Source organism: Pontibacterium sp. (assembly GCF_964228735.1).
Classification (GTDB): Bacteria; Pseudomonadota; Gammaproteobacteria; order Pseudomonadales; family Balneatricaceae; genus Pontibacterium.
In genome coordinates this window covers 25,914-52,170 of sequence record NZ_CAXRBQ010000158.1, presented here as the reverse complement: position 1 = coordinate 52,170, position 26,257 = coordinate 25,914, and the positions used below count along the sequence as shown (strand labels likewise).

The following is a 26,257-nucleotide window of genomic DNA, read 5'->3' as shown; positions in this document are numbered from 1 at the left end:
GGGGTAAGAATAAATGGTGTGGAAGATTGCGGAGGGTGTTGAGTGTGCGTATAATGCGCGGCCTACTCTCAGCGTAGACCGTGTGTTTACGCTAAAATAACCGGTGCGGTGCTTGGCAAATGTTGACCAAGTGGCGGCACGCCAATTGAGGTTTTTGACAATGAAAGCTGGTATCCACCCAGAATACAAAGATATTTCTGCAACTTGCTCCTGCGGTAACGTAGTGAAAACTCGTTCTACCCTGGGTCAGGACATGCACCTGGACGTATGCTCCGCTTGCCACCCGTTCTACACTGGTAAGCAGAAAGAAGCGACTACTGGTGGTCGTGTTGACCGCTTCAACAAGCGCTTCGGTGCTCGCTCTCTCAAGAAGTAATCAATGCTTCGAGCAAGTTCGAAAAAGGCACTCCACTGGGGTGCCTTTTTGTTTTTGGGCGCGTTGCCTGTTCAGGCTGCCTGTCCGCCACCGACCAATGTAAAGACGGTCCAGGTGGAAAAAGTCTTCGACGGGGATACCGTCCGTCTTCATAGCGGTACGTCGGTACGGCTGATCGGTGTGAATACACCCGAGATGCGCTACGACACCGGCAATCCGGAACCGGGCGCCAAAGAGGCGACCGACTTTCTGGTTCAGCGTGCCGCTCAAATTACCCAATTGCAGCAAGGTGTCGATCCGCGTGATCGATACGGCCGTACGCTGGCACATCTCTATTTCTCAAGCGGCAAGAATGTTGAAGAGGCATTGCTGGAACGCGGCCTTGGCTTCTTTATTTCCATTCCACCCAATACCCAGCTGAGTGGCTGTTTGCGCCAGGCTGAAAACCGGGCTCGTAACGCGCTACGCGGGATCTGGTCCGGGCAACGCTGGCCAGTTGCAGTACAGGCCTTACCGGCGGGGCATACTGGCTTTTCGTTACTGTATGGTGAAATTACCAAGGTCAGCAAAGGGCGTCGTGCCTGGTATGTGGAACTGGATGATCGTGTGGTGTTGCGTATCGATACCAAGGTGCTGGCTCTATTTGATGATGCTGAGCGTATCCGATTACGACCTAAGGACAGGGTCGAAGTGCGTGGTTGGTTGGTGGACCGGAGCGGCAGTAAATCTGTACGTAAAAAAGGCTACAAGCCTTTGATTATCAACATTTCCCACCCGGATCACCTGCGGTTCTTGGCCGACTAATCAAAAAGTCCAATTGTTTATTTATTGACGACAGGTGTAGACCCACTGGTTGTGGGGCTGTGGCCTTTTCTATATGATTCTGAGTTCGTCTTTTGTTAACTATTTGGAACAGCAGCCATGTCTCAAGATATGAAACAAGCCGCACTCGATTATCACGAGTTCCCGCGTCCGGGAAAGATCAGCGTGGAGTTGTCCACTTCTGCTGAATCTGCACGTGATTTGGCGCTGGCATACAGCCCAGGTGTGGCTGAGCCGGTGCGTGAAATCGCTAAGGACCCTGAAAATGCCTACCGTTACACCGCTAAGGGTAACCTGGTAGCAGTCATTTCCAACGGTTCCGCGATTCTGGGTCTGGGTGACCTGGGCCCTCTGGCTTCCAAGCCAGTTATGGAAGGTAAGTCTTTGCTGTTCAAGAAGTTTGCCGGTCTGGATTCCATCGATATCGAAGTTGATGCAGAAAGCCCACAGGCTTTCATCGATACGGTTGCTCGTATTGCTGAAACTTTCGGTGGTATCAACCTGGAAGACATCAAAGCACCTGAGTGTTTTGAAATTGAGCGCGCTCTGATCGAGCGTTGCAACATCCCTGTATTCCACGACGACCAGCACGGTACCGCTATCGTAACCGCGGCTGGCATGATCAACGCGCTGGAAATCGCAGGTAAAGAACTGTCTGAAGCAAGCATTGTTTGCCTGGGCGCTGGTGCAGCGGCTAACGCATGCATGAAGCTGCTGGTAAACATGGGTGCGAAAGTAGAAAACATCTACATGCTGGACCGTAAGGGTGTGATCCACTCTGGTCGTGACGATCTGACACCAGAAAAAGCAGCATTTGCTACTGAAACTGAGAAGCGTACTCTGGATGATGCAATCGACGGTGCTGACGTATTCGTTGGTCTGTCTGGTCCTAACCTGCTGTCTGCTGAGCAGCTGGCTAAAATGGCGCCAAGCCCGGTTGTATTTGCATGTGCAAACCCGGATCCAGAGATCCGTCCTGAGCTGGCTCACGAGACCCGTGATGATGTCATCATGGCGACCGGCCGTTCTGACTTCCCGAACCAGGTAAACAACGTACTGGGCTTCCCGTTCATCTTCCGTGGTGCAATGGATGTTCGTGCATCTGCGATCAACGAAGAGATGAAAGCAGCTGCTGTACGTGCGATCGCTGAGCTGGCGAAAGAGCCTGTTACTCAGGAAGTACTGACCGCGTACGGCCTGGATTCCCTGGAATTCGGTCGTGAGTACATTATCCCTAAGCCAACCGATACTCGCCTGCTGGGTGCTGTATCCGGTGCGGTTGCTCAGGCTGCAATCGACAGCGGTGTAGCGCGTCTGCCTCTGCCAGACCACTACCCACTGGGTACTGCAGCTGACCTGACATAAGTCAGGGGCGGATAAAAGAAAGCCCGGCTTCGGCCGGGCTTTTTTGTGCCTGAAAAACGGGCCGAAAAAAGCCAGCATGACGCTGGCTTTTGGTATCAATTATCGGTATGAACGTTAGAAGATATCTTCTGTCCCGCCGCCGCTTCCGCTTTGAGAGCTCTCAGCCTGAGCGGCCATCTCGGTTGGAGCGTCGTCTTCGCGGAAGTACTCAAACAGTGCGCTTTTCTGCCCTGGGGTCGCCAGCAGGCCGGTTTTGGGGTCGATCTTCACACTGACAATCCCTTCCGGTGGCACCGGGGCGCTCTCTGGTTGGTCTTTCAGGGCAATCCGCATGTAGTCGATCCAGATCGGCAGCGCTGCCGTTCCACCAAACTCGCGGCGACCTAGGGTTTCCGGCTGGTCAAAGCCCACCCAGACCGTGGTGGTCAGATTGCTATTAAAGCCGGAGAACCAGGCGTCTTTCTGATCGTTGGTGGTGCCGGTTTTGCCCGCCAGGTCGTTACGCTTGAGCACCAGCGCGCGACGGCCGGTGCCGCGTTTGATCACGTCCTGCATCATGTTGTAGATCAGGTAGGCGGACTGCTCGTCCACTTTGCGCTCTGCCAGTGGCAGGTTGGTTACCTGCATGCCCTGTGGAATCGCCGCAGGCGGCTGTTCCGGATCTACGTACTGGCAGTTCTCACAAATAGTGGCCGGTTTGGCTGCGAAGATCACATTGCCTTCGCTGTCTTCGATGCGCTTGATAAAGTAAGGCTTGATACCGTAACCGCCGTTTGCCAGGGTGGCGTAACCCTGTGCAACCTGCAGCGGGGTCATATCGGCACTGCCCAGTGACAAGGATAGGTTGTGCGGCAGCTTATCTTTGTCGAAGCCGAAGTTTTCCAGGTACTGTACTGTGTTACGTACGCCGATCTGGCGAAGTATCCGAATCGATACCAGGTTGCGGGACTTGTACAGCGCTTCACGCAGGCGGGTAGGGCCGTAGAACTTCTTACTGTAGTTCTCCGGACGCCAGTTGGCTTCCAGTTGGTCGTCGTGGAACACCACCGGGGCGTCGTTGATCAGTGTGGCCGGTGTAAAGCCGTTCGCCAGCGCAGCCGTATAGATAAACGGCTTGATATTGGAACCCGGCTGGCGGATGGCCTGGGTCACGCGGTTGAACTTGTTGTGGTGGAAGTTGAACCCACCCACCAGTGATATAATTGCCCCGTCGTTCGGGTCAACCGAGATCAGGCCACCCTGTACTTCCGGAATCTGGGTCAGGTGCCAAATCTGTTGTCGCTGTTCGGTGTCGGCAGATTTATTCTTGTCCTTTGCGGTGTCAGCAGTGCGCAGCTGGATGCGTACCACGTCACCAACCTTGAAGGCGTCAGCGGCTGTCTTCAGCTTGCCTCCCATACGGTTCGCCGACTTGTATTCGCGTGCCCAGTTAATCTGTTCCCAGTTTAAGGTCGCTTTCTCGCCGGTCTTGCGCAGGACTTCGATGCTCTTGTTCTGCAGGGCGACGATGACAGCCGGTTCAATGTCACTGACATTGCCAATCTTGGTCAGGGTTTTCAGTAGCTGCTCTTCATCCTGAAGCTCGGCTTCGCTGAACTGTTTTTCCGGGCCGCGGTAGCCGTGGCGTTCCGTGTAGGACAGCAGGCCCTTCTGCAGCGCTGCGTTTGCGGTAGCCTGGAGATCGGACTTAACGGTGGTGAAAACACGATAGCCTTCGGTATACAGGTCGTCGCCGTACTTCTCGTACAGGTCACTACGCACCATCTCAGCGATGTACTGGGCATCAACCTCGATATCAGCGCCGTGGCGTTTTGCGGTCAGCTCTTCAGTGCGGGCTTCCTCGTACTCCTGATCATTGATCATGCTCAGGCTGTGCATACGGCCGAGAATCCAGTTGCGACGAGTCAGGGCGCGGTCCGGGTTGGAGATCGGGTTGTTGGCAGACGGTGCTTTAGGCAGGCCCGCGATCATCGCCAGCTGGGCAATGGTCAGTTTATCCAGGTTCTCGCCGTAGTAAGTGTTGGCCGCCGCCTGAATGCCGTAGGAGCGGTGGCCAAGGTAGATCTTGTTGACGTAAAGCTCGAAGATCTCTTCTTTGCTCAGCTCCTGCTCGATGCGCAGGGCCAGCAGGATTTCACGGAATTTACGGGTGAAGGTACGCTCGCGGGTCAGGAAGAAGTTCTTGGCCAGCTGCATGGTGATGGTGGAGCCACCACTCTTGATTTTACCCGTGGTGGCCAGTTGCACGGCGGCACGCGTCAGGCCCTTGATGTCGATCCCCATGTGCTCGAAGAAGCGACTGTCTTCAGCCGCCAGCAGGGCATTTACAAACTGCGGTGGGATCTGGTCATAAGTGACCGGGGTACGCTTCTTTTCACCGTATTCGGCAATCAGCTTCTCGTCGGCGCTGTAGATACGCAACGGTGTCTGGAATTTAACATCGCGCAGGGTGCTAACCTCTGGCAGGTCTGCAGAGTAGTGTTTGTAGGCCACAAAGCCGACGGCAGCGCCAATAATAACGCCTACAAAGCCGAGTATTGCCAGGTACTTAAACAGTTTTTTTATCACGCGCATGCTACTGTATTTTCAAGAAATTGCGTTGTCTGCCGCTTATTATACTGGTACTGGTTGATCACTCTAGCGACAAATTGATTTATTTCAGTCAATTTGTAGTTAAGTGTAATTAAAATAGAAGGTTCGCTGATCTTTCGTATTGCAGAAGGTATGCTACGCTTTCATACGCTTGTTTGCCGCCTGGATACGACTTGGACGGTGGCTGTTGGCAACATTGTGATCCGAAACGAAACGTTCAGTTCAATGAATTCTGGCAAGGATAAGGATTGACCTAGTGTTTGCTCTTTTTGGAAAAAAAGATTCCGGTCTGATCGGGGTGGATATCGGGTCCTCCTTCGTCAAGCTGGTCGCCCTTACAAACCAGTCTGGCCAATTTACGCTGGATGGTTATGCTGTCGTACCGGTACCGCCTGCAGCGGTGATTGACGGTAATGTACAGGATGTGGGGCAGGTTGCCGACGCAGTCGAACGCGCTGCCAAAGTGGCAGGCACGTCACTGAAAAAAGTGGTTGTAGCCGTTCCTTCCTCCGCTGTTATCACCAAAACCCTCGCCATCAGCGACTCCTTTTCCGAAATCGAACTTGAAGAGCAGGTTAAGCTCGAAGCCGACCAGTTTATCCCTTACCCGCTGGATGAAGTTGCGATCGATTTTGAGGTAAAAGGCGCCTCCCAGCACAACACCGACTTCAACGATATTCTGGTGGTTGCCTGTCGACGCAGTGATGTGGAACTGCGCGAAGATGCAGTTACCGGGGCTGGCCTGAAGTGTGAAGTCGTGGATGTAGACACCTATGCGGTTGAGCGGGCTTTCGCGCAATTGGAAGCAGGCACAGAGTCTCAAGAAAGTGACGAACTGGTCGGTATCGTTGATATCGGCGCGGCGACTCTGACGTTGAACGTGTTCCGTAACGGTCAGATCGTTTACAACCGGGAGCAGGCGTTCGGCGGAAACGAACTCACCAACAGTATTCACCAGCACTTTGGTATTCCACTGGGTGAAGTGGAACAGAAACTGCGCCAGGGTGAATTGAATGCTGAAATCCAGCAGCTGTTTGTGCTGCCGTTTCGCGGCACTATCGCGCAGCAGGTTTCCCGTGCGTTGCAGTTTTTCTACTCCTCCGGTGTACACAGCGAATTGAACCGTTTGTACCTGATGGGCGGCACTGCAGCCATCAAAGAATTGGCACAGCAGATTGAGCAGGAGATCGGGGTTACAACACTGACCGCTGATCCATTCCAGCAGATGAAGATCAACAGCAAGATCAGTCGGGAGCGCCTGTCCGCAGACGCGTCATCGCTGGTAAAAGCCTGTGGTCTGGCAATGCGACCGGTTGAGGGCTAACGCATGGCACTGATTAACCTCCGGCCCTGGCGTGAAGCGCGTAAAGCCGCGCAGCAGAAACAGTTTGTCACCAATGTGGCCGCAGCGGCAATTTTTGCAGCGGTGGTGGTTTTGGGCATCGGCTATTACGTAGATATGCAGATTGAGCGCCAGGAAGCGCGCAACAAATATCTGCAATCCGAGATCGCCAAACTGGATATCCTGCGTAAGGAAATTCAGGAGCTGGATACCAAGCGTACCCGCCTGCTTGATCGACTGCAGGCGATCCACGAACTGCAGGGCAATCGTCCGGTCATCGTACGTAACTTTGATGAGCTGGTGCGGGTCTTGCCGGACGGTATTCACTACACCTCGTTGACTCGTCGTGAGAGTGTGGTGAGCGTGACCGGGCTGGCGAAGGACAACACTGAAGTATCCACGCTGATGCGTAAGCTGGATCAGTCCGACTGGTTTGGCGAGCCGAACCTGAGCCAAGTGGATAGCCAGGACGGTATGAAAAACTTCCGTCTCACCGTAAATCTTGAAAAGCCAGGGGCAGAGGAGGCTGAGCAGTGAATCGGGACAGCCTGAAGAACGCCTTTAAAGGTTTTGATCCAAACAACCTGGATCTGGCGACCGCAGGTAGCTGGCCAATCGGCGTCAAGATCATTACCTACCTGATCGTATTTGCGGCGATCACGGCTGCCGGTTTCCACTTCTACGTGACCGACAAAAACAACCAGCTTGAGCGTACGCAGCGTAAAGAAACCGAGCTGAAGCAGATGTACACCATGAAGGCGCGTGATGTTGCAAACCTTGATGCGTTGCGCAAGCAGATGGCGGATGTGGAAGAGCGCTTTGCCGAAATGTTGCGTCAGTTGCCGACCCAGAACGAGGTGCCGGGTCTGCTGGATGACATCACCCGAATCGGTCGTGAAAGCGGGCTGGATATCGAGCTGATCGAACTGCAGCCTGAGAAAAAGAATAAGTTCTACATCGAGCTGCCGATCAAGATTACTGTGGGTGGTACGTACCACCAGATGGGGCAGTTCGTGAGTGGGGTGGCAGCGATTCCACGTATCGTAACCCTGCACGACTACAAGATTATCCCAGCGGAGAATGGGCGTTTGACCATGAACATCAACGCGCGCACATACCGCTACGATGATACTCAATAGGTGAGCGCAGTATGTTGATTAGGATATTCACTGTCACGATTTTGAGTATGCTGGCCTCCGGTTGTATGGTCTGGGTGGAAGACAAGACCGATCTGGAACGCTTCGTGAGTAAAGAGCGTGCCCGCCCGGCTGGACGCATCGAGCCTTTGCCGGAATACAAACCCTACGAGAGTTTCGTTTACGAAGGCGCCAGTCTGCGCGAACCGTTTGTCGCTCTGCAGCCGATGCAGGCGGTAGGCACCCTGGCGGAAGAGAAACCGGAAGAAAAAAATGCCCTGAAGCCGGACAGCGGTCGGGCGAAAGGGGATCTCGAAGAGTTTTCTCTGGATGATCTGGTGATGGTGGGGACCATCAGTCGCCGTGGCAAAAACACCCTTTGGGCGTTGGTGAGAGATACCGAACGGGCGGTGCACCGGGTGAGTGTGGGTGACTACATGGGCCTGGATCACGGTCAGATTGTAGCAATAGACGAACGAAAAATTGAGCTGGTGGAGATCGTCTCCAACGGTCGTGGCGGATGGATGAAACGCCCTCGCGTAGTTGCTCTGGATGAGCGTGGCTCAGTAGCGAAGAAGAGATAAAGGATCAGGTTGTGGCTAGGTTAATTGTTGAAAATCGGATGCTGAAAAGCGGTTGCGGCCCGTTGGCTGGCTTCTTTCTTTCGCTGCTGATGCTCTGCATCGCGCCACTCGCTTCGGCGGAGATGCTGCTGAAAGACGCTAGGTTTGTTGCATTGCCGGGCAAAAAGGTGGAGTTGCGTTTTGACTTTGATGCCCCGCCACCGCTACCGAAAAGTTACCAGATAGATCAGCCAGCGCGTATTGTGATGGACCTGTTTGGTGTTACCAGCGACCTGGAGAACAAGAACCTGGCGGTTGCCACTGGCGTCGTAGACAGTGTCAGCTTCGCCCAAGTTGAAGGCCGTCTGCGTATCGTGACCAGTTTGTATGAGTCGGCAGGCTACCGTGCCTTTACTGACCAGAACAGTCTGTTTGTTGTGATCGGAGAGGGGGATGCCACGGTTACCGAAAAGCGTAAGCCGAGCAAACTGGAGCAGGCAAAACTGGCGGCAAATCCGAACCAGCCGCTGGAGCCGGAATCCACCCGCATTACCGGTATCGACTTCAAGCGTGTTGAAGAGGGGATGGGGCGCGTGGTAATCAGCCTGTCTGATGACAAAGCCGGTGTGGATATCCAGGAAGAGGGCAACAACGTTGTGGTTAACCTGCTGGGTGCCAGCCTCTCCCGTGCGCTGGAGCAGCGTGTGGATGTGCAGGACTTTGCCACTCCGGTGATGTTTATCGACTCGATGGGCGCAGGTGAAAACACCACCGTACTGGTGAAACCGGGTGCTGAACCCTACAACTACCTGGCGTACCAGACGGGTACTCAGCTGGTGCTGGACTTTAAGCCGGTGACCAGCGAAGAGGCGGAAGAGCGCCAGAAAGAACTGTTCCCGTATAGCGGCGAGCCGATCGACCTGAACTTCCAGGACGTTGAACTGCGCTCCGTATTACAGATCATCGCTGAAGTGGCTGAGCTGAACCTGGTAGTCAGCGACGAAGTCGACGGCAATATCACCCTGCGTCTGAAGAACGTGCCTTGGGATCAGGCGTTGGATATTGTACTGCGCACGGAAGGTCTGGATAAGCGTATCCTCGGCAACGTGCTACTGGTCGCCAAGGCGGATGAGATTGCCAAGCGTGAAGAGCAGGAGCTGGAGAACAGCAAAAAGATCGAAGAGCTGGCGCCACTGCAGACCCAGTACATCCAGGTGGATTTCCGTAAAGCATCCGAAATGAAAACCCACTTGGAAGACGCCAAGCTGATCACCCCGGAGCGTGGCTTTGTGATGGCGGATGACGAAACCAACGTCCTGATGGTGCGTGACACCGAAAAAGCACTGGCCGAAATCCGCAAAACACTGCGCAAATTCGACGTGGAAGTGCAGCAGGTGTTGATTGAGGCGCGTCTGGTAACCGCACGTTCCTCTGTAACTAAGGACCTTGGGGTAAAATGGGGCTTCGGTTACGACAATAACGATGACAACGGTTTTAAACTGAGCAGCGATATCGGTAATGTGGTAGCTGGCGGCAGTGTCGGCCCAACCGCTTCCAGTCTGGCGGTGGATCTGGGCGCGACCGTGACCAACCCGACCTCAATCGCCATCGGCATCAAGCCGGGCAGCAGCTCACTGCTGGCACTGGAGCTTTCCGCTCTGCAGAGTGACGGCCAGGCGGAGATCATCTCCCAGCCGAAGATCGTGACCATGAACGGTAAGACTGCGAGCATCGAATCCGGCCGTGAGATTGCCTTCCAGACAGTGGAAGACCGTGAGGTGAAGATCGAATTTAAGGACGTAGTGCTGCGCCTCGAAGTGACCCCACGGATTAATCCGGGCGACCGAATTGCGATGGATCTGCTGATCAAGCAGGACTCTCTGGGAGAAACCACCTTTAACGGTCAAATCACCATTGATAACAACGAGTTAGAGACTGCGGTAGTGGTACCCGACGGTCAAACCATCGTGTTGGGCGGCGTGTTCCAGAACACCACATCCGAAACTATTAACAAAACGCCACTGCTAGGCGACCTTCCGGTACTTGGCAATCTTTTCAAGAACAAAGAGAATACAGGGGTAAAAACGGAACTCCTGATCTTTATTACGCCAAAACTGATTCGGGAGTCCCTGACTATCAACTAACGGGCTGACCGAATTGAATATCTTTCTCGTGGGGCCTATGGGCGCAGGTAAAAGCACCATAGGCCGTTTGCTTTCTCAGGAACTGAAAATGACCTACATCGATTCCGATCGGGAGATTGAGGAGCGCGCAGGCGCTGATATCCCGTGGATCTTCGATGTGGAGGGTGAAGACGGGTTCCGGGATCGCGAAGAAGCCGTGATCGGCGAACTGTGTCAGCGTGACAATATTGTGCTGGCCACTGGCGGCGGTGCTGTGCAGCGTGATGCCAACCGCGCCAACCTGCAGGGTGGGGGGTATGTCGTTTACCTCTTTACCTCGGTTGAACAGCAACTGGAGCGTACTGCGCGGGACAAAAACCGCCCGCTGCTACAAACAGAGAACCCCAAGCAGGTGCTCACCGATCTGCTGGCGCGACGCGACCCGCTGTATCGGGACGTGTGCGACCTGTTGGTACGCACTGACAAGCGCCATCCCCGTTCCGTTGTGACCGAAATTATCCGAAACTACCAGCAGCGTGTTTAAGTGCTGCCCTATCGAGCCAAATCCACCTATGAGCGAAGCAATGAAAACACTGAACGTTGATCTTGGTGATCGAAGCTACCCGATCTTTATCGGCGAAGGTTTGCTGGATCAGGGGCTGATGCGTGAGCACATCCGCGGCAAGCAGGTGATGATCGTCTCCAACGAAACGGTGGCTCCGCTTTATCTGGAACGTCTGCAGGCCAGCCTGGGTGATGCTTATCAGGTGGATACGGTTATCCTGCCGGATGGTGAGCAGTACAAAAACCTGGATCAGATCAACACGATCTTTGATCAGCTGTTGACCTGTCGCCACAACCGTACCACCACGCTGATTGCATTGGGGGGCGGTGTGATTGGTGACATGACCGGTTTCGCGGCAGCGTGTTACCAGCGTGGTGTGGACTTTGTGCAGGTGCCGACTACCTTGCTGTCCCAGGTAGATTCCTCTGTCGGGGGTAAGACCGGTGTAAACCACCCGCGGGGTAAAAATATGATAGGTGCCTTCCATCAGCCGCGTTGCGTGGTGATCGATACCCAGGTGTTGAATACGCTGCCTGAGCGAGAGCTGGCTGCGGGCCTGGCCGAGGTGATTAAGTACGGCCTGATCTATGACGCGGATTTCCTGAGCTGGCTGGAAGACAGCATGGATGCGCTTAATGCCCGTGCACCACAGGAGATGATTCAGGCGATTTTCCGCTCCTGTGAGGTGAAAGCTGAAGTGGTGGCACAGGATGAGAAAGAATCCGGTATCCGCGCACTGTTGAACCTGGGCCATACCTTTGGCCATGCGATTGAAGCACACCAGGGCTACGGTCAGTGGTTGCACGGTGAAGCGGTGGGGGCAGGCACCATGATGGCGGCTGACCTGTCGCAGCGTCTGGGCTGGATCTCCCAGGCGGATGTGGACCGCGTGCGCACAATTCTGGAGGCGGCCAAGTTGCCGGTGATTGCACCGGACAACATGAGCGAAGACGACTTCAAGAACCTGATGGCTGTGGATAAAAAAGTGATTGATGGCCAACTGCGCCTGGTCCTGCTGAAACAGCTGGGTGAAGCAGTGGTGACGGCTGACTTCCCGGCTGCACTGCTGGAAGAAACGCTGGCAGCCGGTGAGCAGCTAGGCCGCGCTGGCGACGCCTGAGGATCAATTCTGTGAGTGACGGACAGGCCGCAATTTCCACGCTGAGCAGCACCGCCTATTTTGAGCCGGAGTCACGCCTGCAGCTGGTTGATAAAGTCCGTCACCTGATCCGCTTTTCCGATTTTCTCCTGTTGCTGACCGGTGAAAACGGTGTGGGTAAAACGACCCTGTTGAAGCAGATCTCCCCCTCTACCGCAGATAACAGTGTTCACGCCTGCCTGATTTCGGTGGTGGATGACCTGCCACTGGGCACCCTGTTGTCTGGCCTCTTGGCCCAGCTACCGAGCCACGGCAATTTTATCGACAGCGATCAGGGCAAGCTGGAAGCACTGAATGAGCAGATCAAGGTGACCCGCGATCATGGTCAGCGCCTGCTTATTATGGTGGATGATGCCGATCGGTTATCCGACGAAGCGCTGGATCTGCTGATCAATCTGCAGCTCGCGCACGATAATAATGACGGTACCGCACCCCAGTTGTTGCTGGTGGGGCAACCGGAACTGGCTGAACGCCTGGAAAGCAGTCGTTGGCTGGACGCGTTGGCAGGCCGTTACCATCAGCTGCCACTGGAACCGTTTGCCGATGAAGAGATGAAGGAGTTCATCCTGCAGGCGGTGGCGGGTGCACGCATGATGTCTGATAAAGATATCAAAGCGATGGTTAAACGCTCCGGGGGCTATCCAGGGCTACTGAACGGCGATGCTCCGGCGAAAGCCAAGCCGAAGAAAAAACCAAAAGCCAACAACGCCGATAAAGCGCCGAAGGAACTGCCGCCTGCGGCAAAAGAAGAATCTACCGGGCGCCGGGCATTTCCACTCCCTCCTCTGCATATGGGGGGGATTGTGCTGCTGCTGATTATGATTACCGTTGCGGCGGCCTGGACCTTTGCGCCGGATGAGGAGCCTACGGTCACGGTTGATGAAGGCAGCAAGCGGGTTCAGGTGCCGCTACATCTCTCGATTCCCGGTCAGTCTCAAACGCCGAAGGTGTCCGAACTGGACAAACGCCTGGCCGAGCAGGAAGCACGTCTGAAGCAGCCTGCTGTGCCGGATGAGGTTGTGCCGAAACCTCAACCAGAGCCGGTGATAACCGTTCAGGAAGAGAAACCTCAAGTTGAGGCGCCGATCGAGGCCAAGGTTACAACACCATCACAGGTGCCCGAACAAGCGGTTGCATCGATTACGGCGCCGCCGGATACAGGCGCTCCGGCGCCTTCTAAAACTGAGGTGAAATCGGCTGTGGCAACCCCGGTCACACCTGCCAGCGCGAAGGTGGAGCTTCCGCCTGAACAAAAGCCTGTTGATCCGATTGTTGCAACTCCAAAGGTTGCTCCCCAGGAGAAAACGGTAGCGCAAACAGCAGTAGCTCCGGTCTCCTCAGAGGAGAAGGCACCAGAACCGGAAGTGGTTGCGATAGCTGCCCCGAAACCTGCAACAGAAACAACGCCGCAGGTTGTGGATCGTTCCGAGCCGGTCCAGAAACCGGTCGAAGCAGCTCCCGCAAAGTCCGAGCAAAAGCCTGAAAGTGTGTTGGCGGAAGGTCAGGTGCCGCGCAGTGCCCGAATCCTTGCCGATGAGAAGCTACTGCTGGCTGAACCGGCTGGCAATTATACCCTGCAGTTGCTGGGCGCTCGTGAGAAGTCCAGCACAGAACGTTTCCTGAAAGCCTACCCTGATCAGGACGGTCTGCGGGTCTTTGCCACCCTGTTTAAAGGTAAGCCGTGGTATGTGGTTGTGTACGGCTCGTATACTGATCGAAAGCAGGCGACAAACGCGGTTTCAGGTCTCCCGCAAGGGCTCAAAAAGCTGCGCCCATGGGCGCGAAGCATGAAAGGTATTCATAGCGACATCCGCAAACGTTAGTCCTTTATAAACAACTACTTGCCTGTTTTTTGGGATGGTTTTTACGGCCATTTCGAGCCCTCCTGCTTGTCTAAAATTTGTTCTTCTAGAGCTTCGTGTGTAAAATGGCTTCCCCTTTTTGTCTGCACTGCGCAACTGCAGCATAAGGGGCATTACGTAAGATATTGATTATAAAGAATTTTGAGTGAGGGCTTATGAGCAAGGGTCTTTATCGCCCCGGCGAGTTTAAGGATAACTGTGGCTTTGGCCTTATGGCACATATGCAGGGTCAGCCTAGCCACGATCTGCTGGAGAAAGCGATTGAAGCACTGGCCTGCATGACTCACCGAGGCGGTATCGCTGCTGACGGTAAGACAGGTGACGGTTGTGGCCTGTTGATGCAGAAACCTGACGGTTTCCTGCGCACCGTAGCAAAAGAAGAGCTGAATACCGAACTGGGTGAACAGTACGCTGTAGGCATGGTTTTCCTGCCACGTGACGCCGCGTCCGCTCAGACAGCTCGCGATGCTGTAAATGCAGCGCTGGAAGCTGAAGGTCTGGGGGTAACAGGTTGGCGTGTGGTTCCAACTGATGATAGTTGTCTGGGGCCTATCGCCAAAGACACCTTGCCTCAGATTGAGCAGGTATTTATCGCAGACGGTGGCAAAACCGAGCGCGAATTTGGTATTAGCCTGTATGTTGCTCGTCGTAAGGCAGAGATCGCGATGTCTGCCGACGAAGATTTCTACATTGCCAGTCTGTCCGACAAGGTCATCTCCTACAAAGGCCTGACCATGCCGGTTGACCTGCCAGTGTTCTTTAAAGATCTGGCAGACCCACGTCTGGAAACCGCGGTGTGTACTTACCACCAGCGTTTCTCTACCAACACTGCACCACGCTGGCCGCTGGCTCAGCCGTTCCGCTTCCTGGCGCACAACGGTGAGATCAACACGGTTGAAGGTAACCGTAACTGGGCGAAAGCGCGTGCGAGCAAGTTCAAGACCGAGCTGCTGCCAAATCTGGATGAACTGCAGCCGATCGTAAACACCACCGGTTCTGACTCCTCTTCCATGGATAACATGCTGGAGTTCCTGCTGGTCGGTGGCGTGGATATCTACCGTGCGGTACGTATGATCGTGCCACCTGCTTGGCAGAACGTAGATACCATGGACTCTGAACTGCGTGCATTCTACGACTACAACTCCATGCACATGGAGCCGTGGGACGGTCCTGCCGGTATGGTAATGACCGACGGTCGTTACGCCGTATGTATGCTTGACCGTAACGGCCTGCGTCCGTCCCGTTGGGTGATGACCAAGCAGGGTTACATCTGTACTGCATCCGAGATCGGTGTATTCGATTATCAGCCAGAAGATATTGTGGCACAGGGCCGTGTAGGTCCAGGCCAGATCCTGGCTATCGATACGTCCAGCGGTGAAGTGCTGCACACCGAAGATGTGGACAACCGCCTGAAGAAGGCGCAGCCATACAAGAAATGGCTGAAAGAAAATGCCATGCGTCTGGAACAGACCATGAACCTGACTGAGGAGTCCCGCTCCTTCCGTGACATGTCTCCGGAAGAAGTGAAGACCCACATGAAGATGTTCCAGGTGACGTTCGAAGAGCGTGACCAGGTCCTGCGTCCACTGGGTGAAACCGGTATGGAAGCTGTAGGTTCCATGGGTGACGACAAACCAATGGCGGTGCTGTCCAGCCGTGTACGTTCGGTTTACGACTACTTCCGTCAGCAGTTTGCGCAGGTAACCAACCCGCCAATCGATCCGCTGCGTGAAGCGATCGTTATGTCTCTGGAAACCTGTATCGGTGCCGAGCAGAACGTCTTCGAAGAAACGCCTCAGCACGCCCGTCGAGTGATCCTGACCACGCCGGTACTGTCTGCTAGCAAGTTCCGTCGTCTGCGTGACAACGACGTAGAAGGGTTTGACGTTGAGATCATCGATCTGAACTACAACCCGAACGATATCTCTCTGGAAGACGCGATCGTAGCGATCGCTGACAAGGCAGAGCAGGCTGTACGCAACGGCAAAGTGATCCTGGTGCTGTCCGACTCCGCAATCGCCCGTGATTGCCTGCCGGTACATGCTGCGATGGCAACCGGTGCGGTACACCACCGTCTGGTTGAGAAGGGTCTGCGCTGTGACTCCAATATCGTTGTTGAGTCCGGTACCGTGCGTGACCCTCACCACTTCGCTGTACTGTTCGGTTTCGGTGCGACCGCGGTGTATCCATACCTGGCGTACCGTGTCCTGAATGACCTGTGTGCAAGCGGCGAACTGCCGATGGAGCCGCTGGATTCCCACGAGAACTACCGTAAAGGTATCAACAAAGGCCTGATGAAGATCCTGTCCAAGATGGGTATCTCCACTATCGCCTCCTACCGTGGTGCACAGCTGTTCGAAGCGATCGGTCTGAGCAGCGAGATCGTTGATCTCTGCTTCAAGGGCGTAAGCAGCCGTATCGAAGGTGCGCGCTTTGAAGACTTCCAGTACGAGCAGGGTCTGCTGGCGAAAGAAGCCTGGACCGCGCGTAAACCGATCCAGGCCGGTGGTCTGCTGAAGTATAAGCACGACGGTGAATACCACGCCTACAACCCGGATGTGGTACGTACTATCCACGAAGCGGTTGAGTCCGGTAACTACGCGGACTACCAGAAGTACGCTGATCTGGTGAACAAGCGTGGCGTAGCAACTATCCGTGACCTGCTGTCCCTGCGCAAAGACGTTAAGTCCATCTCTATTGATGACGTCGAGCCGGTTGAGAGCATCTTCAAGCGCTTTGACTCCGCAGCGATGTCGCTGGGTGCACTGTCGCCGGAAGCGCACGAAGCGCTGGCGGTAGCGATGAACGAACTGGGCGGCCGCTCCAACTCCGGTGAGGGTGGTGAAGACGAAGCCCGTCACGGCACCATCAAGCGTTCCAAGATCAAGCAGGTGGCATCCGGTCGTTTCGGTGTGACCCCTGAGTATCTGGTTAACGCTGAAGTTATGCAGATCAAGGTTGCCCAGGGCGCGAAGCCGGGTGAAGGTGGTCAGCTGCCGGGCGGTAAGGTCAACAGCCTGATCGCACGTCTGCGTTACTCCGTACCGGGCGTAACCCTGATCTCGCCTCCGCCGCACCACGATATCTACTCTATCGAGGACCTGGCGCAGCTGATCTTCGACCTGAAACAGGTTAACCCTGAAGGTCTGGTATCCGTGAAGCTGGTTTCCCGTCCGGGTGTTGGCACCATCGCGTGTGGTGTTGCTAAAGCCTACGCGGACTTGATCACCATCTCCGGTTACGACGGTGGTACTGCGGCATCCCCGCTCACCTCCATCCACCACGCCGGTTCCCCATGGGAGCTGGGTCTGTCCGATGCACACCAGTCCCTGCGCGGTAACCACCTGCGTGGTAGTGTACGTCTGCAGACAGACGGCGGTCTGAAAACCGGTCTGGATGTGGTGAAAGGTGCCATCCTGGGTGCGGAGAGCTTCGGCTTCGGTACCATGCCGATGGTAGCGCTGGGTTGTAAATACCTGCGTATCTGTCACCTGAACAACTGTGCAACCGGTGTTGCAACCCAGAACGACAAACTGCGTGAAGATTACTTCCGCGGTACCGTTGAGATGGTGAAAAACTTCTTCCGTTTTGTGGCAGAAGAAGCGCGTCAGTGGATGGCGTACCTGGGTGTGCGTTCCATGGAAGAGCTGGTGGGCCGTGTTGACCTGCTGGAGATCCTGGACGGCGAAACCAGCAAACAGAAAAACCTGGACCTGACACCGATCGTTTCCGACGGTGGTGTGCCTGCGGAGTACCCGCAGACCTGTCAGGTTGAGCGTAACGAACCATACGATCCGGCAACTCTGAACCAGCAGATGCTGGAGCTGACTCAGGTGGCGATCGAAGGCAAGCAGGGCGGCGAGTGGTCTCTGACCATCACTAACTGTGACCGCTCTGTAGGTGCGCGTACTTCCGGTGCCATCGCGAAAGCGCATGGCAACAAAGGTATGGCGGACCAGCCGATCACCTTCAACTTCAAGGGGCATGCGGGTCAGTCCTTCGGTGTGTGGAACGCCGGTGGTCAGAACCTGTACCTGGAAGGTGACGCCAACGACTACGTTGGTAAAGGCATGGCGGGCGGTAAGATTGTCCTGCGTCCATTCGACGAGGTGACTTACAAGTCCAACGAAACCTCAATCATGGGTAATACCTGTCTGTACGGTGCAACCGGCGGTAAGCTGTTTGCAGCGGGCTGTGCCGGTGAGCGATTTGCAGTACGTAACTCCGGTGTCCACGCGGTCATCGAAGGTGCCGGCGACCACTGCTGTGAATACATGACTGGCGGTCTGGTAACCGTACTGGGTCCAACAGGCTACAACTTCGGTGCAGGTATGACCGGTGGTTTCGCCTACGTACTGGATCAGGAAAATACCTTTGTGGATAACTACAACCACGAGCTGGTTGAGATCCACCGCGTCCATACTGAACAGATGGAAGCGTACAAGAACCACCTGCGCTCTGTGATCATCGAATTTGTCACAGAGACTGGCAGCGCCTGGGGTCAGGAGATCCTGGATAACTTTGACGACTTTATCGGTCGTTTCTGGCTGGTTAAACCGAAGGCGGCAAGCCTGGGTGACCTGCTGGACAACATGCGCAGCCGTCCTGAATAAGCAGATTCGGGCGATTTAATTAACAGGTGAAAGAGCAACGAGCGCCTGCGTGAGCAGGCGCCCAGATGAGGTGGGAACATGACTCAACGTTTGCAGAACGATTTCCAGTTCCTCGATGTGTCCCGTGAAGGACCGAGCAAGATTGAGGCGGACGTTCGTAAAAAGGAATTTGCCGAGATCTACGAACCGTTCAAAAAAGAAGATGCGGCTGAGCAGTCGCACCGCTGCCTGGAGTGCGGTAACCCTTACTGCTCCTGGAAGTGTCCGGTTCACAACCATATTCCAAACTGGCTGAAGCTGGTTTCCGAAGGCAACATCATTGAAGCGGCTAACCTGAGCCACCAGACCAACTCCCTGCCGGAAGTCTGTGGCCGTGTTTGTCCACAGGACCGTCTGTGTGAAGATGCGTGTACGCTGAATGATGGCTTCGGTGCTGTAACCATCGGTTCAGTAGAGAAGTACATCACCGACACCGCCTTTGCGATGGGCTGGCGTCCGGATATGTCTCACGTGCCTGAGACTGACAAGAAAGTAGCGATCATCGGTGCAGGCCCTGCGGGTCTGGGCTGTGCTGACATCCTGGTACGCAACGGCGTTAAACCGGTTGTCTTCGATCGTAACCCGGAGATCGGCGGTCTGCTGACCTTCGGTATTCCAGAATTTAAACTGGAAAAGAACGTGATGACCCGTCGTCGCGAAGTGTTCGAAGAGATGGGCGTTGAGTTCCGTCTGAGCACTGAAGTGGGTAAAGACGTGACCATGCAGGACCTGATCGATCAGTACGATGCCGTTTTCCTGGGCATGGGTACCTACACCTACATGAAAGGCGGATTCCCGGGTGAAGATCTGGACGGGGTGTTTGATGCGCTGCCATTCCTGATCTCCAACGTGAACAACTGCCTGGGTTACCCACAGGACGAAAACGGCTTTGTGGATATGAAAGGGAAGAAGGTTGTGGTTCTGGGTGGTGGTGACACCGCGATGGACTGTAACCGTACCTCTATCCGTCAGGGTGCTGAGTCCGTTATCTGTGCCTACCGTCGTGACGAAGCGAACATGCCGGGCTCCAAGCGTGAAGTGGAAAACGCACGCGAAGAGGGTGTGCAGTTCATGTTTAACCGTCAGCCGGTTGAGGTTGTGGGTGAAAACGGCAAGGTTACCGGTATCAAGGTGGTATCCACCAAGATGGGTGAGCCGGATGAAAATGGCCGTCGCCGTGCGGAAGTGGTACCGGGTTCTGAAGAGATCCTGCCTGCTGATGCGATTCTGGTGGCGTTTGGTTTCCGTCCAAGCCCGGCACCATGGTTTGCTGACTTCGGTATCGACCTGCACGAAGACGGCCGCGTAAAAGCACCGGAGGCGTCTCAGTTCGCCTTCCAGACCAGCAACCCGAAAGTATTCGCCGGTGGCGATATGGTGCGTGGTTCTGATCTGGTGGTTACCGCGATTGCTGAAGGCCGTAAGGCGGCTGAAGGCATTATGGATTACCTGGAAGTCTGATCCGAAACGACACTGAAAAGGGCCGCTTAGAGCGGCCCTTTTTGTAGTTTGGTTTTTGTGTATCAGTTTCTTGATCTGCTTCAGAAACCAATGCGCAAGTTGCAGCGCAATTCCCGCGCGAACTGAGTAGAATAGGCGCAATCGAATTACTTAACTGTTGGTATGGCTGAAAAAATGGCTGAATTGAAAAACGATCGTTTTCTGCGAGCGCTGCTGGGTGAGCCAGTAGACGTAACCCCGGTTTGGATGATGCGTCAGGCCGGACGTTATCTACCTGAGTACCGCGCAACCCGTGCCCAGGCAGGTGACTTCCTGAGCCTGTGTAAAAACAACGAACTGGCGTGCGAAGTAACCATCCAGCCACTGGAGCGTTACGAGCTGGACGCAGCGATTCTGTTTTCCGATATTCTGACCATTCCTGATGCGATGGGTCTGGGCCTGTACTTTGAAACCGGCGAAGGTCCGCGTTTCAAGAAGATCATCCGTACCGAGCAGGATGTGGCTGATCTGCCGGTACCGAACGCGGCGAGCGATCTGGACTACGTGATGGGTGCGGTTAAGACCATCCGCCGAGAGCTTAACGGTCGTGTACCACTGATCGGTTTCTCCGGCAGCCCTTGGACCCTGGCGACCTACATGGTTGAAGGTGGTTCCAGTAAGGACTTCCGTCACATCAAACAGATGATGTATGCAACGCCTGAGATCTTGCACGAGCTGCTGAACAAGCTGGCACAGTCTGTGACTGACTACCTGAACGAGCAGATCCGTTGTGGTGCGCAGGCGGTGCAGATCTTTGATACCTGGGGTGGTGCGCTGAGCGGTCCGATGTACCGTGAGTTCTCCCTCAAGTACATGGAACAGATCGTATCCGGTCTGATCCGTGAACACGATGGTCGCAAAGTACCGGTGATCCTGTTCACCAAGAACGGTGGTCAGTGGCTGGAGCACATTGCTGATGCCGGTGCGGATGCACTGGGTCTGGACTGGACCACCGACATCGGCAATGCACGTGCCCGCGTGGGTGACCGTGTAGCCCTGCAGGGCAACATGGATCCAAGCGTACTGTACGCACCGGAAGCACGCATCCGCGAAGAGGTTGAGACAATCCTGGCCTCCTACGGCAGCGGCAGCGGTCACGTATTTAACCTGGGTCACGGTATCCACCAGTTCGTGGATCCGGCGGCACCAAAAGTGTTCGTGGACGCGGTTCACGAGCTGAGCGCCAAGTATCACCAGGCGTAAATAACAACAGAAATTAAAGGGACTTTTTAGTCCCTTTTTTGAAGGCGGAGCATACCGCCTGGGCGTACCAAGCCCCTTAATCTGGATAGAGTTAAAGTAATAAGCCTATGAAACCTCTCACGTCTTTACTTGAAAGTAACCGCGAATGGGCTGAGAAGATCAGCCAGAATGACCCGCAATTTTTTGAAACGCTGGCGCAGCAGCAGGCTCCGGAGTACCTCTGGATCGGTTGTTCCGACAGCCGTGTACCTGCAAATGAAATCGTAGGCATGCTGCCGGGTGAACTGTTTGTACACCGTAACGTGGCAAACGTCGTGGTTCACACCGATATGAACTGCCTGTCGGTAGTTCAGTATGCGGTGCAGGTATTGAAGGTGAAGCACATTATGGTTGTTGGCCACTACGGTTGTGGTGGTGTGCAGGCATCCATCGATCCTACGCCGCACGGCATGATCGATAACTGGCTGCGTAACATCCGTAACGTCTACAACAAGCATAAGGATCTGCTGTCCGCATGGTCGGATTCACCGAAGGAGCACCTGGATCGTTTGTGTGAGCTGAACGTAATTGAGCAGGCCCTGAATGTCTGTGAAACCACGATTGTGCAGGAAGCCTGGGCTAGTGGCCAGGAGCTCAGCGTCAACGGTTGGGTGTACGGCCTGAACGACGGTTTGGTGAACGACCTGGAATTCAGTGTCAGCAGTGCCGCTGAGGTGGAAGAGCAGTACCGTGTCGCGCTGCGCAAGATCGAGTTGCTGGGCGATATGATGAAGAAAGATGCAGATGAAGAAACGGACGCTAAAAGCGCCCGTTCCCTATGGGGTAAGTTGAACCAGCTGTTCCGCTGATTACTTAACCGCTGCCAGCGCCTGATCCAGGTCGGCCATCAGATCATCGATGTGCTCGATGCCGATCGACAGGCGCACCATCTCAGGTGATACACCGGCAGAAGCCAGCTCTTCGTCATTCAGCTGACGGTGGGTGGTTTCAGCCGGGATCGATGCCAGGGACTTACAGTCACCGATGTTCACCAGACGGGTGAAGATCTGCAGCGCATCGTAGAACTGACGGGTCGCTTCACGGCCTGCTTTCAGACCAAAGCTCAGAATGCCGGATGCATTGCCGTTCATGTATTTCTGCGCCAGCGCGTAATCCTTGTGGGTCTCCAGACCTGCATATTTCACCCAGCTCACTGCGTCGTGCTGTGCCAGGAACTGCGCGATCTTCTGCGTGTTCTCGTTGATGCGTTCCATACGCAGGGACAGGGTTTCGATGCCCTGGATCAGCAGGAAGGCGTTCATTGGTGACAGCGCCGCACCCATATTACGCAGTGGTACCACACGGCAGCGACCGATAAAGGCAGCAGGACCAAAGGCTTCGGTGTACACCACGCCGTGGTAGGACACATCCGGGGTGTTCAACAGTGGGAAACGCTCGGCGTTGTCAGCCCATGGGAATTTACCGGAATCCACGATCACACCACCGATGGAGTTGCCGTGACCACCAATGTATTTTGTGGCTGCGTGTACAACGATGTCGGCACCGTGTTCGATCGGACGCCACATAGCAGGGCTTGGTACGGTGTTATCGACAACCAACGGGATACCGTTGCGGTGAGCGATCTCAGCCAGCTTTTCGATGTCTGCGATACCGCCGGATGGGTTACCTACGGATTCACAGTACAGCGCTTTAGTTTTTTCGTTGATCTGGTTTTCGATCTCGGCGAAGTCGTCCTTGTTGGCGAAACGCACTTCGATACCCTGACGCGGCAGTGTGTGCGCGAACAGGTTGTAGGTACCGCCGTACAGCTCTGAAGTGGAAACGATGTTGTCACCCACCTCCGCAATGGTCTGGATGGTGTAGGTGATGGCTGCCATACCAGAGGCTACTGCCAGTGCGGCAACACCGCCTTCCATCTCTGCAACACGCTTTTCCAGCACGTCCGTGGTTGGGTTCATGATGCGGGTGTAGATGTTGCCCTGAACCTTCAGGTCAAAAAGGTCTGCACCGTGCTGAGCATCATCAAATGCGTAAGAGGTGGTCTGATAGACAGGCACGGCCACGGCTTTGGTGGTTGGGTCCGGTTCGTAACCACCGTGTACGGCAATAGTTTCCAGTTTCATCGCTTCTATCCTCAGTTCCGATCTCGGGATCGGATTGTCGTTATATAGTTATTCGGTTTATCGATTGTAGTGACTGCAATCCAGAAATAAAGAAGACTTTCAGCCGAAGTCCCGGATTTGTAGAATGACCAGCTTAATCACCTGAGCGGAGAGCGGCATGGCCCGACAAAAAACGGCATACGTATGTAACGATTGCGGCGCGGATTACAGCAAATGGCAGGGGCAGTGTACCGCCTGTCAGGCATGGAATACCTTGACGGAAGTCCGCTTGGCGAGTGCCAGCAGTGCCAGTGCGTCCCGCAATGCTCGTTTTGACGGGTATGCCGGTGGGGCTGGGGCACAGAAGAAGGTGGTCAGTCTCTCTGAGGTGAACCTGGAAGAGATGCCGCGTTTCTCTACCGCATCGGTGGAGCTGGACCGTGTACTGGGTGGTGGCCTTGTGCCAGGCTCGGCGATCCTGATTGGTGGTCACCCGGGTGCCGGTAAAAGTACCCTGCTATTGCAGACAGTGTGTCACTTGGCCGCCAAAATGCCCGCGCTCTATGTGACCGGTGAGGAATCCCTGCAGCAGGTGGCGTTGCGTGCCAACCGGCTGGGCCTGCCAACCGATCAGCTGAAGATGCTGTCGGAAACCTCCGTTGAGCAGATCTGTGCCACTGCCGATCAGGTGAAGCCCAAGATAATGGTGATCGACTCCATTCAGGTGATGCATGTAGCGGATGTCAGTTCGGCTCCGGGTTCGGTGTCTCAGGTGCGTGAGGGGGCGGCCTATCTGACCCGGTACGCTAAGCAGACCGGTACCGTGCTGTTCCTGGTGGGCCATGTAACCAAGGATGGCTCTCTTGCCGGCCCTAAGGTGCTGGAACATATGATTGACTGTTCCCTGCAACTGGAGGGCTCGTCTGATTCGCGTTTCCGCACCCTGCGTTCCCACAAGAACCGCTTTGGTGCGGTGAACGAGCTCGGTGTCTTTGCGATGCTGGAGAATGGCCTGAAAGAGGTGCGTAATCCGAGCTCTATCTTCCTGCAGCAATCTGAAACCCCGAGCCCCGGCAGTGTGGTGATGGTGGTGTGGGAAGGTACCCGGCCGCTGCTGGTGGAGATCCAGGCACTGGTGGACGAATCCCACATGAACAACCCACGGCGTGTTGCGGTAGGTCTGGAGCAGAACCGGCTGGCGATGCTACTGGCGGTGCTGAACCGTCACGGCGGATTGATGACCGGCGATCAGGACGTGTTTGTAAACGTGGTGGGTGGCGTGAAGGTGCTTGAGACCGGCGCTGACCTGGCACTGTTACTGGCAGTTGTTTCCAGCTTCCGCGATAGCGCATTGCCACAGGATCTGATGGCCTTTGGTGAAGTGGGGCTGTCCGGCGAGATCCGGCCGGTACCCAACGGTCAGGAGCGTATCCGCGAAGCGGCGAAGCACGGTTTCCGTCGTGCCATTGTGCCGAAGTCCAATATGCCGAAAGAGCGGATCGATGGTATGGAGGTCGTGGGCGTGACCTGCCTGTCAGAGGCGCTGGACGCCATCTGACGGGCAAGTGTTAAGAGGCTGCGCTGTTATAGGTTGGGCATCAGGTGTTCAAGTTCACGCTTCAGCAGCGTCTCATCGCCCAGATTGAGCTCAACCAAGCGGTGCAGGTGGGTTGCACAGTCGATATCCAGGCGTTCAATATGGAAACCGTAGAAGTTATTGCGGTGGTGGGTCAGTACGGCAGGGATATGCAGAATGTTGTCGCCAATATGGATGCGCGCTTCTATCTCAGTGCCCTGCTGGATCGCCAGAGGTGTCTCGCACTGGATCAGCAATCCGTTGAATGAGATATCCATCAACTGCACCGACTGCTGCTGACCTGCGTGGCAGATCTCCGTCTGTGCATCGAAATGGATACGGGTAAAGCGTCGACGGTCGCCTGATACATCGCTTGCAGTCACAACCTGCTCCTTCTTGTTCTTGGGTGTCATCATATTAGCACCATATTTTCCCCCGAAGGAAACCTGGCCACTGAGAATCTGCCAATGATCAAAATTGCCATATATAAGACTCAACGTGTATTAGATCGAATTGGTATATGGTGAATTCGGGTGTTTCAGGCTCGTTTCAGGGAGCGTCCCTATTATGAGAATCACATTCAACGACACCCGAGGACAACATCATGAAAACTCTAACTTCCGCTATCGCACTTGGTCTGGTTCTGGCTTCCGGTTCTGCTGTTGCTGCGAACGCAATTACCCCAACCAATGATAAGGAAATCAGCTTTGGTGAAGGCATCCAGTTTCAGTCAGCAACTCAATTTATTAGCAATGAAATTGTTGAGCTGGATCAGGCTGCATTTGATGAGCAGATTCGTCTAAACGGCAGTACTTACAATCCAGAGCTTTATTTTGGCAACTAGTAAGAATACTGGTTCCACCTTGGAAAGGCCGCATTCGTCAATGCGGCTTTTACTATTCTGGCCATAGGCTGCGGCTCTGTTTGTTGCGTATCGATGCTTTCAGGTTGGTTTCAGAATGAATACCTAGGCTGAATACATAAGAGCAGACCCTTCAAAACCTCACGCACTTGAGGCATAGATATGAAAGCCAGAATATCTCTATTTTTGTCAGCATTTTCTTTAGCTGTTTTCTGTTCCGAAGCTACGGTTTTTTCTGAAGAGTGGCGCTCAAATACTACGCCATATATGCAATTGGCTACCCATTACCTCGATAGCAAAGAGCTGTATGAGGGGCATGAGGGGGAAGGTATTCCTCTTTATAAACCGGATGACGTTTATGATCCTGAGTTGTACCGGTTCCGTCGCTAAATGAAGTTGCTCTAAAGAATCAGTCAGTCTTGCTACTGATAAGAAAAATGATGTTCTGCAGAGAGTA

21 protein-coding genes are annotated in these 26,257 nt (G+C 54.7%); 18 read left to right on the top strand and 3 right to left on the bottom strand.

Going from position 1 to position 26,257, the window contains the following annotated elements; genetic code table 11:
- Positions 1-160: 160 nt before the first annotated feature.
- The 3 genes from rpmE (at position 161) to ACEQ15_RS17485 (ending at position 2,563) form a co-directional block, all read left to right on the top strand.
- Entirely contained in the window at positions 161-376 is a 216-nt protein-coding gene (gene rpmE, locus ACEQ15_RS17495; RefSeq protein ID WP_282352730.1) for a 50S ribosomal protein L31, read from the top strand.
- Between the two features lie 114 nt (positions 377-490).
- Positions 491-1,180, top strand: a complete 690-nt coding sequence (locus tag ACEQ15_RS17490) for a thermonuclease family protein (protein ID WP_370280540.1) — start codon at positions 491-493, stop codon at positions 1,178-1,180.
- 117 nt (positions 1,181-1,297) lie between these two features.
- Positions 1,298-2,563: a malic enzyme-like NAD(P)-binding protein gene (locus ACEQ15_RS17485; protein WP_370280539.1), complete on the top strand. Its 1,266-nt coding sequence runs from the start codon at positions 1,298-1,300 to the stop codon at positions 2,561-2,563.
- A 114-nt stretch (positions 2,564-2,677) separates the two neighbouring features.
- On the opposite strand, the gene ACEQ15_RS17480 is transcribed toward ACEQ15_RS17485, so the two are convergent.
- On the bottom strand, positions 2,678-5,137 hold the full coding sequence (locus ACEQ15_RS17480) for a penicillin-binding protein 1A (protein ID WP_370280538.1): 2,460 nt from the start codon (positions 5,135-5,137) through the stop codon (positions 2,678-2,680).
- Between the two features lie 274 nt (positions 5,138-5,411).
- Between ACEQ15_RS17480 and pilM the strand changes: the two genes are divergently transcribed.
- From pilM to can, 12 genes are all read left to right on the top strand, one after another.
- Positions 5,412-6,479 (top strand): type IV pilus assembly protein PilM, encoded by a 1,068-nt coding sequence (gene pilM / locus ACEQ15_RS17475; RefSeq protein WP_370280537.1) that lies wholly within the window; start codon positions 5,412-5,414, stop codon positions 6,477-6,479.
- 3 nt (positions 6,480-6,482) lie between these two features.
- Positions 6,483-7,034 (top strand): PilN domain-containing protein, encoded by a 552-nt coding sequence (locus ACEQ15_RS17470; protein ID WP_370280536.1) that lies wholly within the window; start codon positions 6,483-6,485, stop codon positions 7,032-7,034.
- Entirely contained in the window at positions 7,031-7,636 is a 606-nt protein-coding gene (locus ACEQ15_RS17465; protein ID WP_370280535.1) for a type 4a pilus biogenesis protein PilO, read from the top strand. Before ACEQ15_RS17470 ends, ACEQ15_RS17465 begins: the two co-directional genes overlap by 4 nt.
- 11 nt (positions 7,637-7,647) lie before the next feature.
- Positions 7,648-8,217 carry a pilus assembly protein PilP gene (locus ACEQ15_RS17460; RefSeq protein ID WP_370280534.1) on the top strand — a complete coding sequence of 190 codons (570 nt, stop codon included), beginning with the start codon at positions 7,648-7,650 and terminating at the stop codon, positions 8,215-8,217.
- An 11-nt stretch (positions 8,218-8,228) separates the two neighbouring features.
- Positions 8,229-10,340 carry a type IV pilus secretin PilQ gene (pilQ, locus tag ACEQ15_RS17455; RefSeq protein ID WP_370280533.1) on the top strand — a complete coding sequence of 704 codons (2,112 nt, stop codon included), beginning with the start codon at positions 8,229-8,231 and terminating at the stop codon, positions 10,338-10,340.
- Between the two features lie 4 nt (positions 10,341-10,344).
- On the top strand, positions 10,345-10,863 hold the full coding sequence (aroK, locus tag ACEQ15_RS17450) for a shikimate kinase AroK (protein WP_370280566.1): 519 nt from the start codon (positions 10,345-10,347) through the stop codon (positions 10,861-10,863).
- 40 nt (positions 10,864-10,903) lie between these two features.
- Positions 10,904-12,004: a 3-dehydroquinate synthase gene (aroB, locus tag ACEQ15_RS17445; RefSeq protein ID WP_370280531.1), complete on the top strand. Its 1,101-nt coding sequence runs from the start codon at positions 10,904-10,906 to the stop codon at positions 12,002-12,004.
- Positions 12,005-12,015: 11 nt separating this feature from the next.
- Positions 12,016-13,866 carry an AAA family ATPase gene (locus ACEQ15_RS17440; RefSeq protein WP_370280530.1) on the top strand — a complete coding sequence of 617 codons (1,851 nt, stop codon included), beginning with the start codon at positions 12,016-12,018 and terminating at the stop codon, positions 13,864-13,866.
- Positions 13,867-14,060: 194 nt separating this feature from the next.
- The gene (gene gltB, locus ACEQ15_RS17435; protein ID WP_370280529.1) at positions 14,061-18,518 is read left to right on the top strand and encodes a glutamate synthase large subunit; all 4,458 of its coding nucleotides are present in this window, start codon (positions 14,061-14,063) and stop codon (positions 18,516-18,518) included.
- A 78-nt stretch (positions 18,519-18,596) separates the two neighbouring features.
- Positions 18,597-20,018, top strand: coding sequence for an FAD-dependent oxidoreductase (locus ACEQ15_RS17430; RefSeq protein ID WP_370280528.1), 1,422 nt, complete (start codon positions 18,597-18,599; stop codon positions 20,016-20,018).
- 174 nt (positions 20,019-20,192) lie between these two features.
- Entirely contained in the window at positions 20,193-21,260 is a 1,068-nt protein-coding gene (hemE, locus tag ACEQ15_RS17425) for a uroporphyrinogen decarboxylase (RefSeq protein ID WP_282352745.1), read from the top strand.
- Positions 21,261-21,367: 107 nt separating this feature from the next.
- Positions 21,368-22,108, top strand: coding sequence for a carbonate dehydratase (gene can / locus ACEQ15_RS17420; RefSeq protein WP_370280527.1), 741 nt, complete (start codon positions 21,368-21,370; stop codon positions 22,106-22,108).
- On the opposite strand, the gene ACEQ15_RS17415 is transcribed toward can, so the two are convergent.
- Positions 22,109-23,383 (bottom strand): O-acetylhomoserine aminocarboxypropyltransferase/cysteine synthase family protein, encoded by a 1,275-nt coding sequence (locus ACEQ15_RS17415; RefSeq protein WP_370280526.1) that lies wholly within the window; start codon positions 23,381-23,383, stop codon positions 22,109-22,111.
- A gap of 157 nt (positions 23,384-23,540) precedes the next feature.
- Here ACEQ15_RS17415 and radA point away from each other — a divergent pair, with 157 nt between their 5' ends.
- Positions 23,541-24,920 (top strand): DNA repair protein RadA, encoded by a 1,380-nt coding sequence (gene radA, locus ACEQ15_RS17410; protein ID WP_370280525.1) that lies wholly within the window; start codon positions 23,541-23,543, stop codon positions 24,918-24,920.
- Positions 24,921-24,946: 26 nt separating this feature from the next.
- Here radA and ACEQ15_RS17405 read toward each other — a convergent pair whose 3' ends face one another.
- On the bottom strand, positions 24,947-25,354 hold the full coding sequence (locus tag ACEQ15_RS17405) for a PilZ domain-containing protein (protein ID WP_370299030.1): 408 nt from the start codon (positions 25,352-25,354) through the stop codon (positions 24,947-24,949).
- A gap of 188 nt (positions 25,355-25,542) precedes the next feature.
- Here ACEQ15_RS17405 and ACEQ15_RS17400 point away from each other — a divergent pair, with 188 nt between their 5' ends.
- Complete coding sequence (locus ACEQ15_RS17400) at positions 25,543-25,782, top strand: hypothetical protein (RefSeq protein WP_370280523.1); 240 nt, start codon at positions 25,543-25,545, stop codon at positions 25,780-25,782.
- A 180-nt stretch (positions 25,783-25,962) separates the two neighbouring features.
- Entirely contained in the window at positions 25,963-26,190 is a 228-nt protein-coding gene (locus ACEQ15_RS17395; protein ID WP_370280522.1) for a hypothetical protein, read from the top strand.
- The last annotated feature ends 67 nt before the right edge of the window (positions 26,191-26,257 follow it).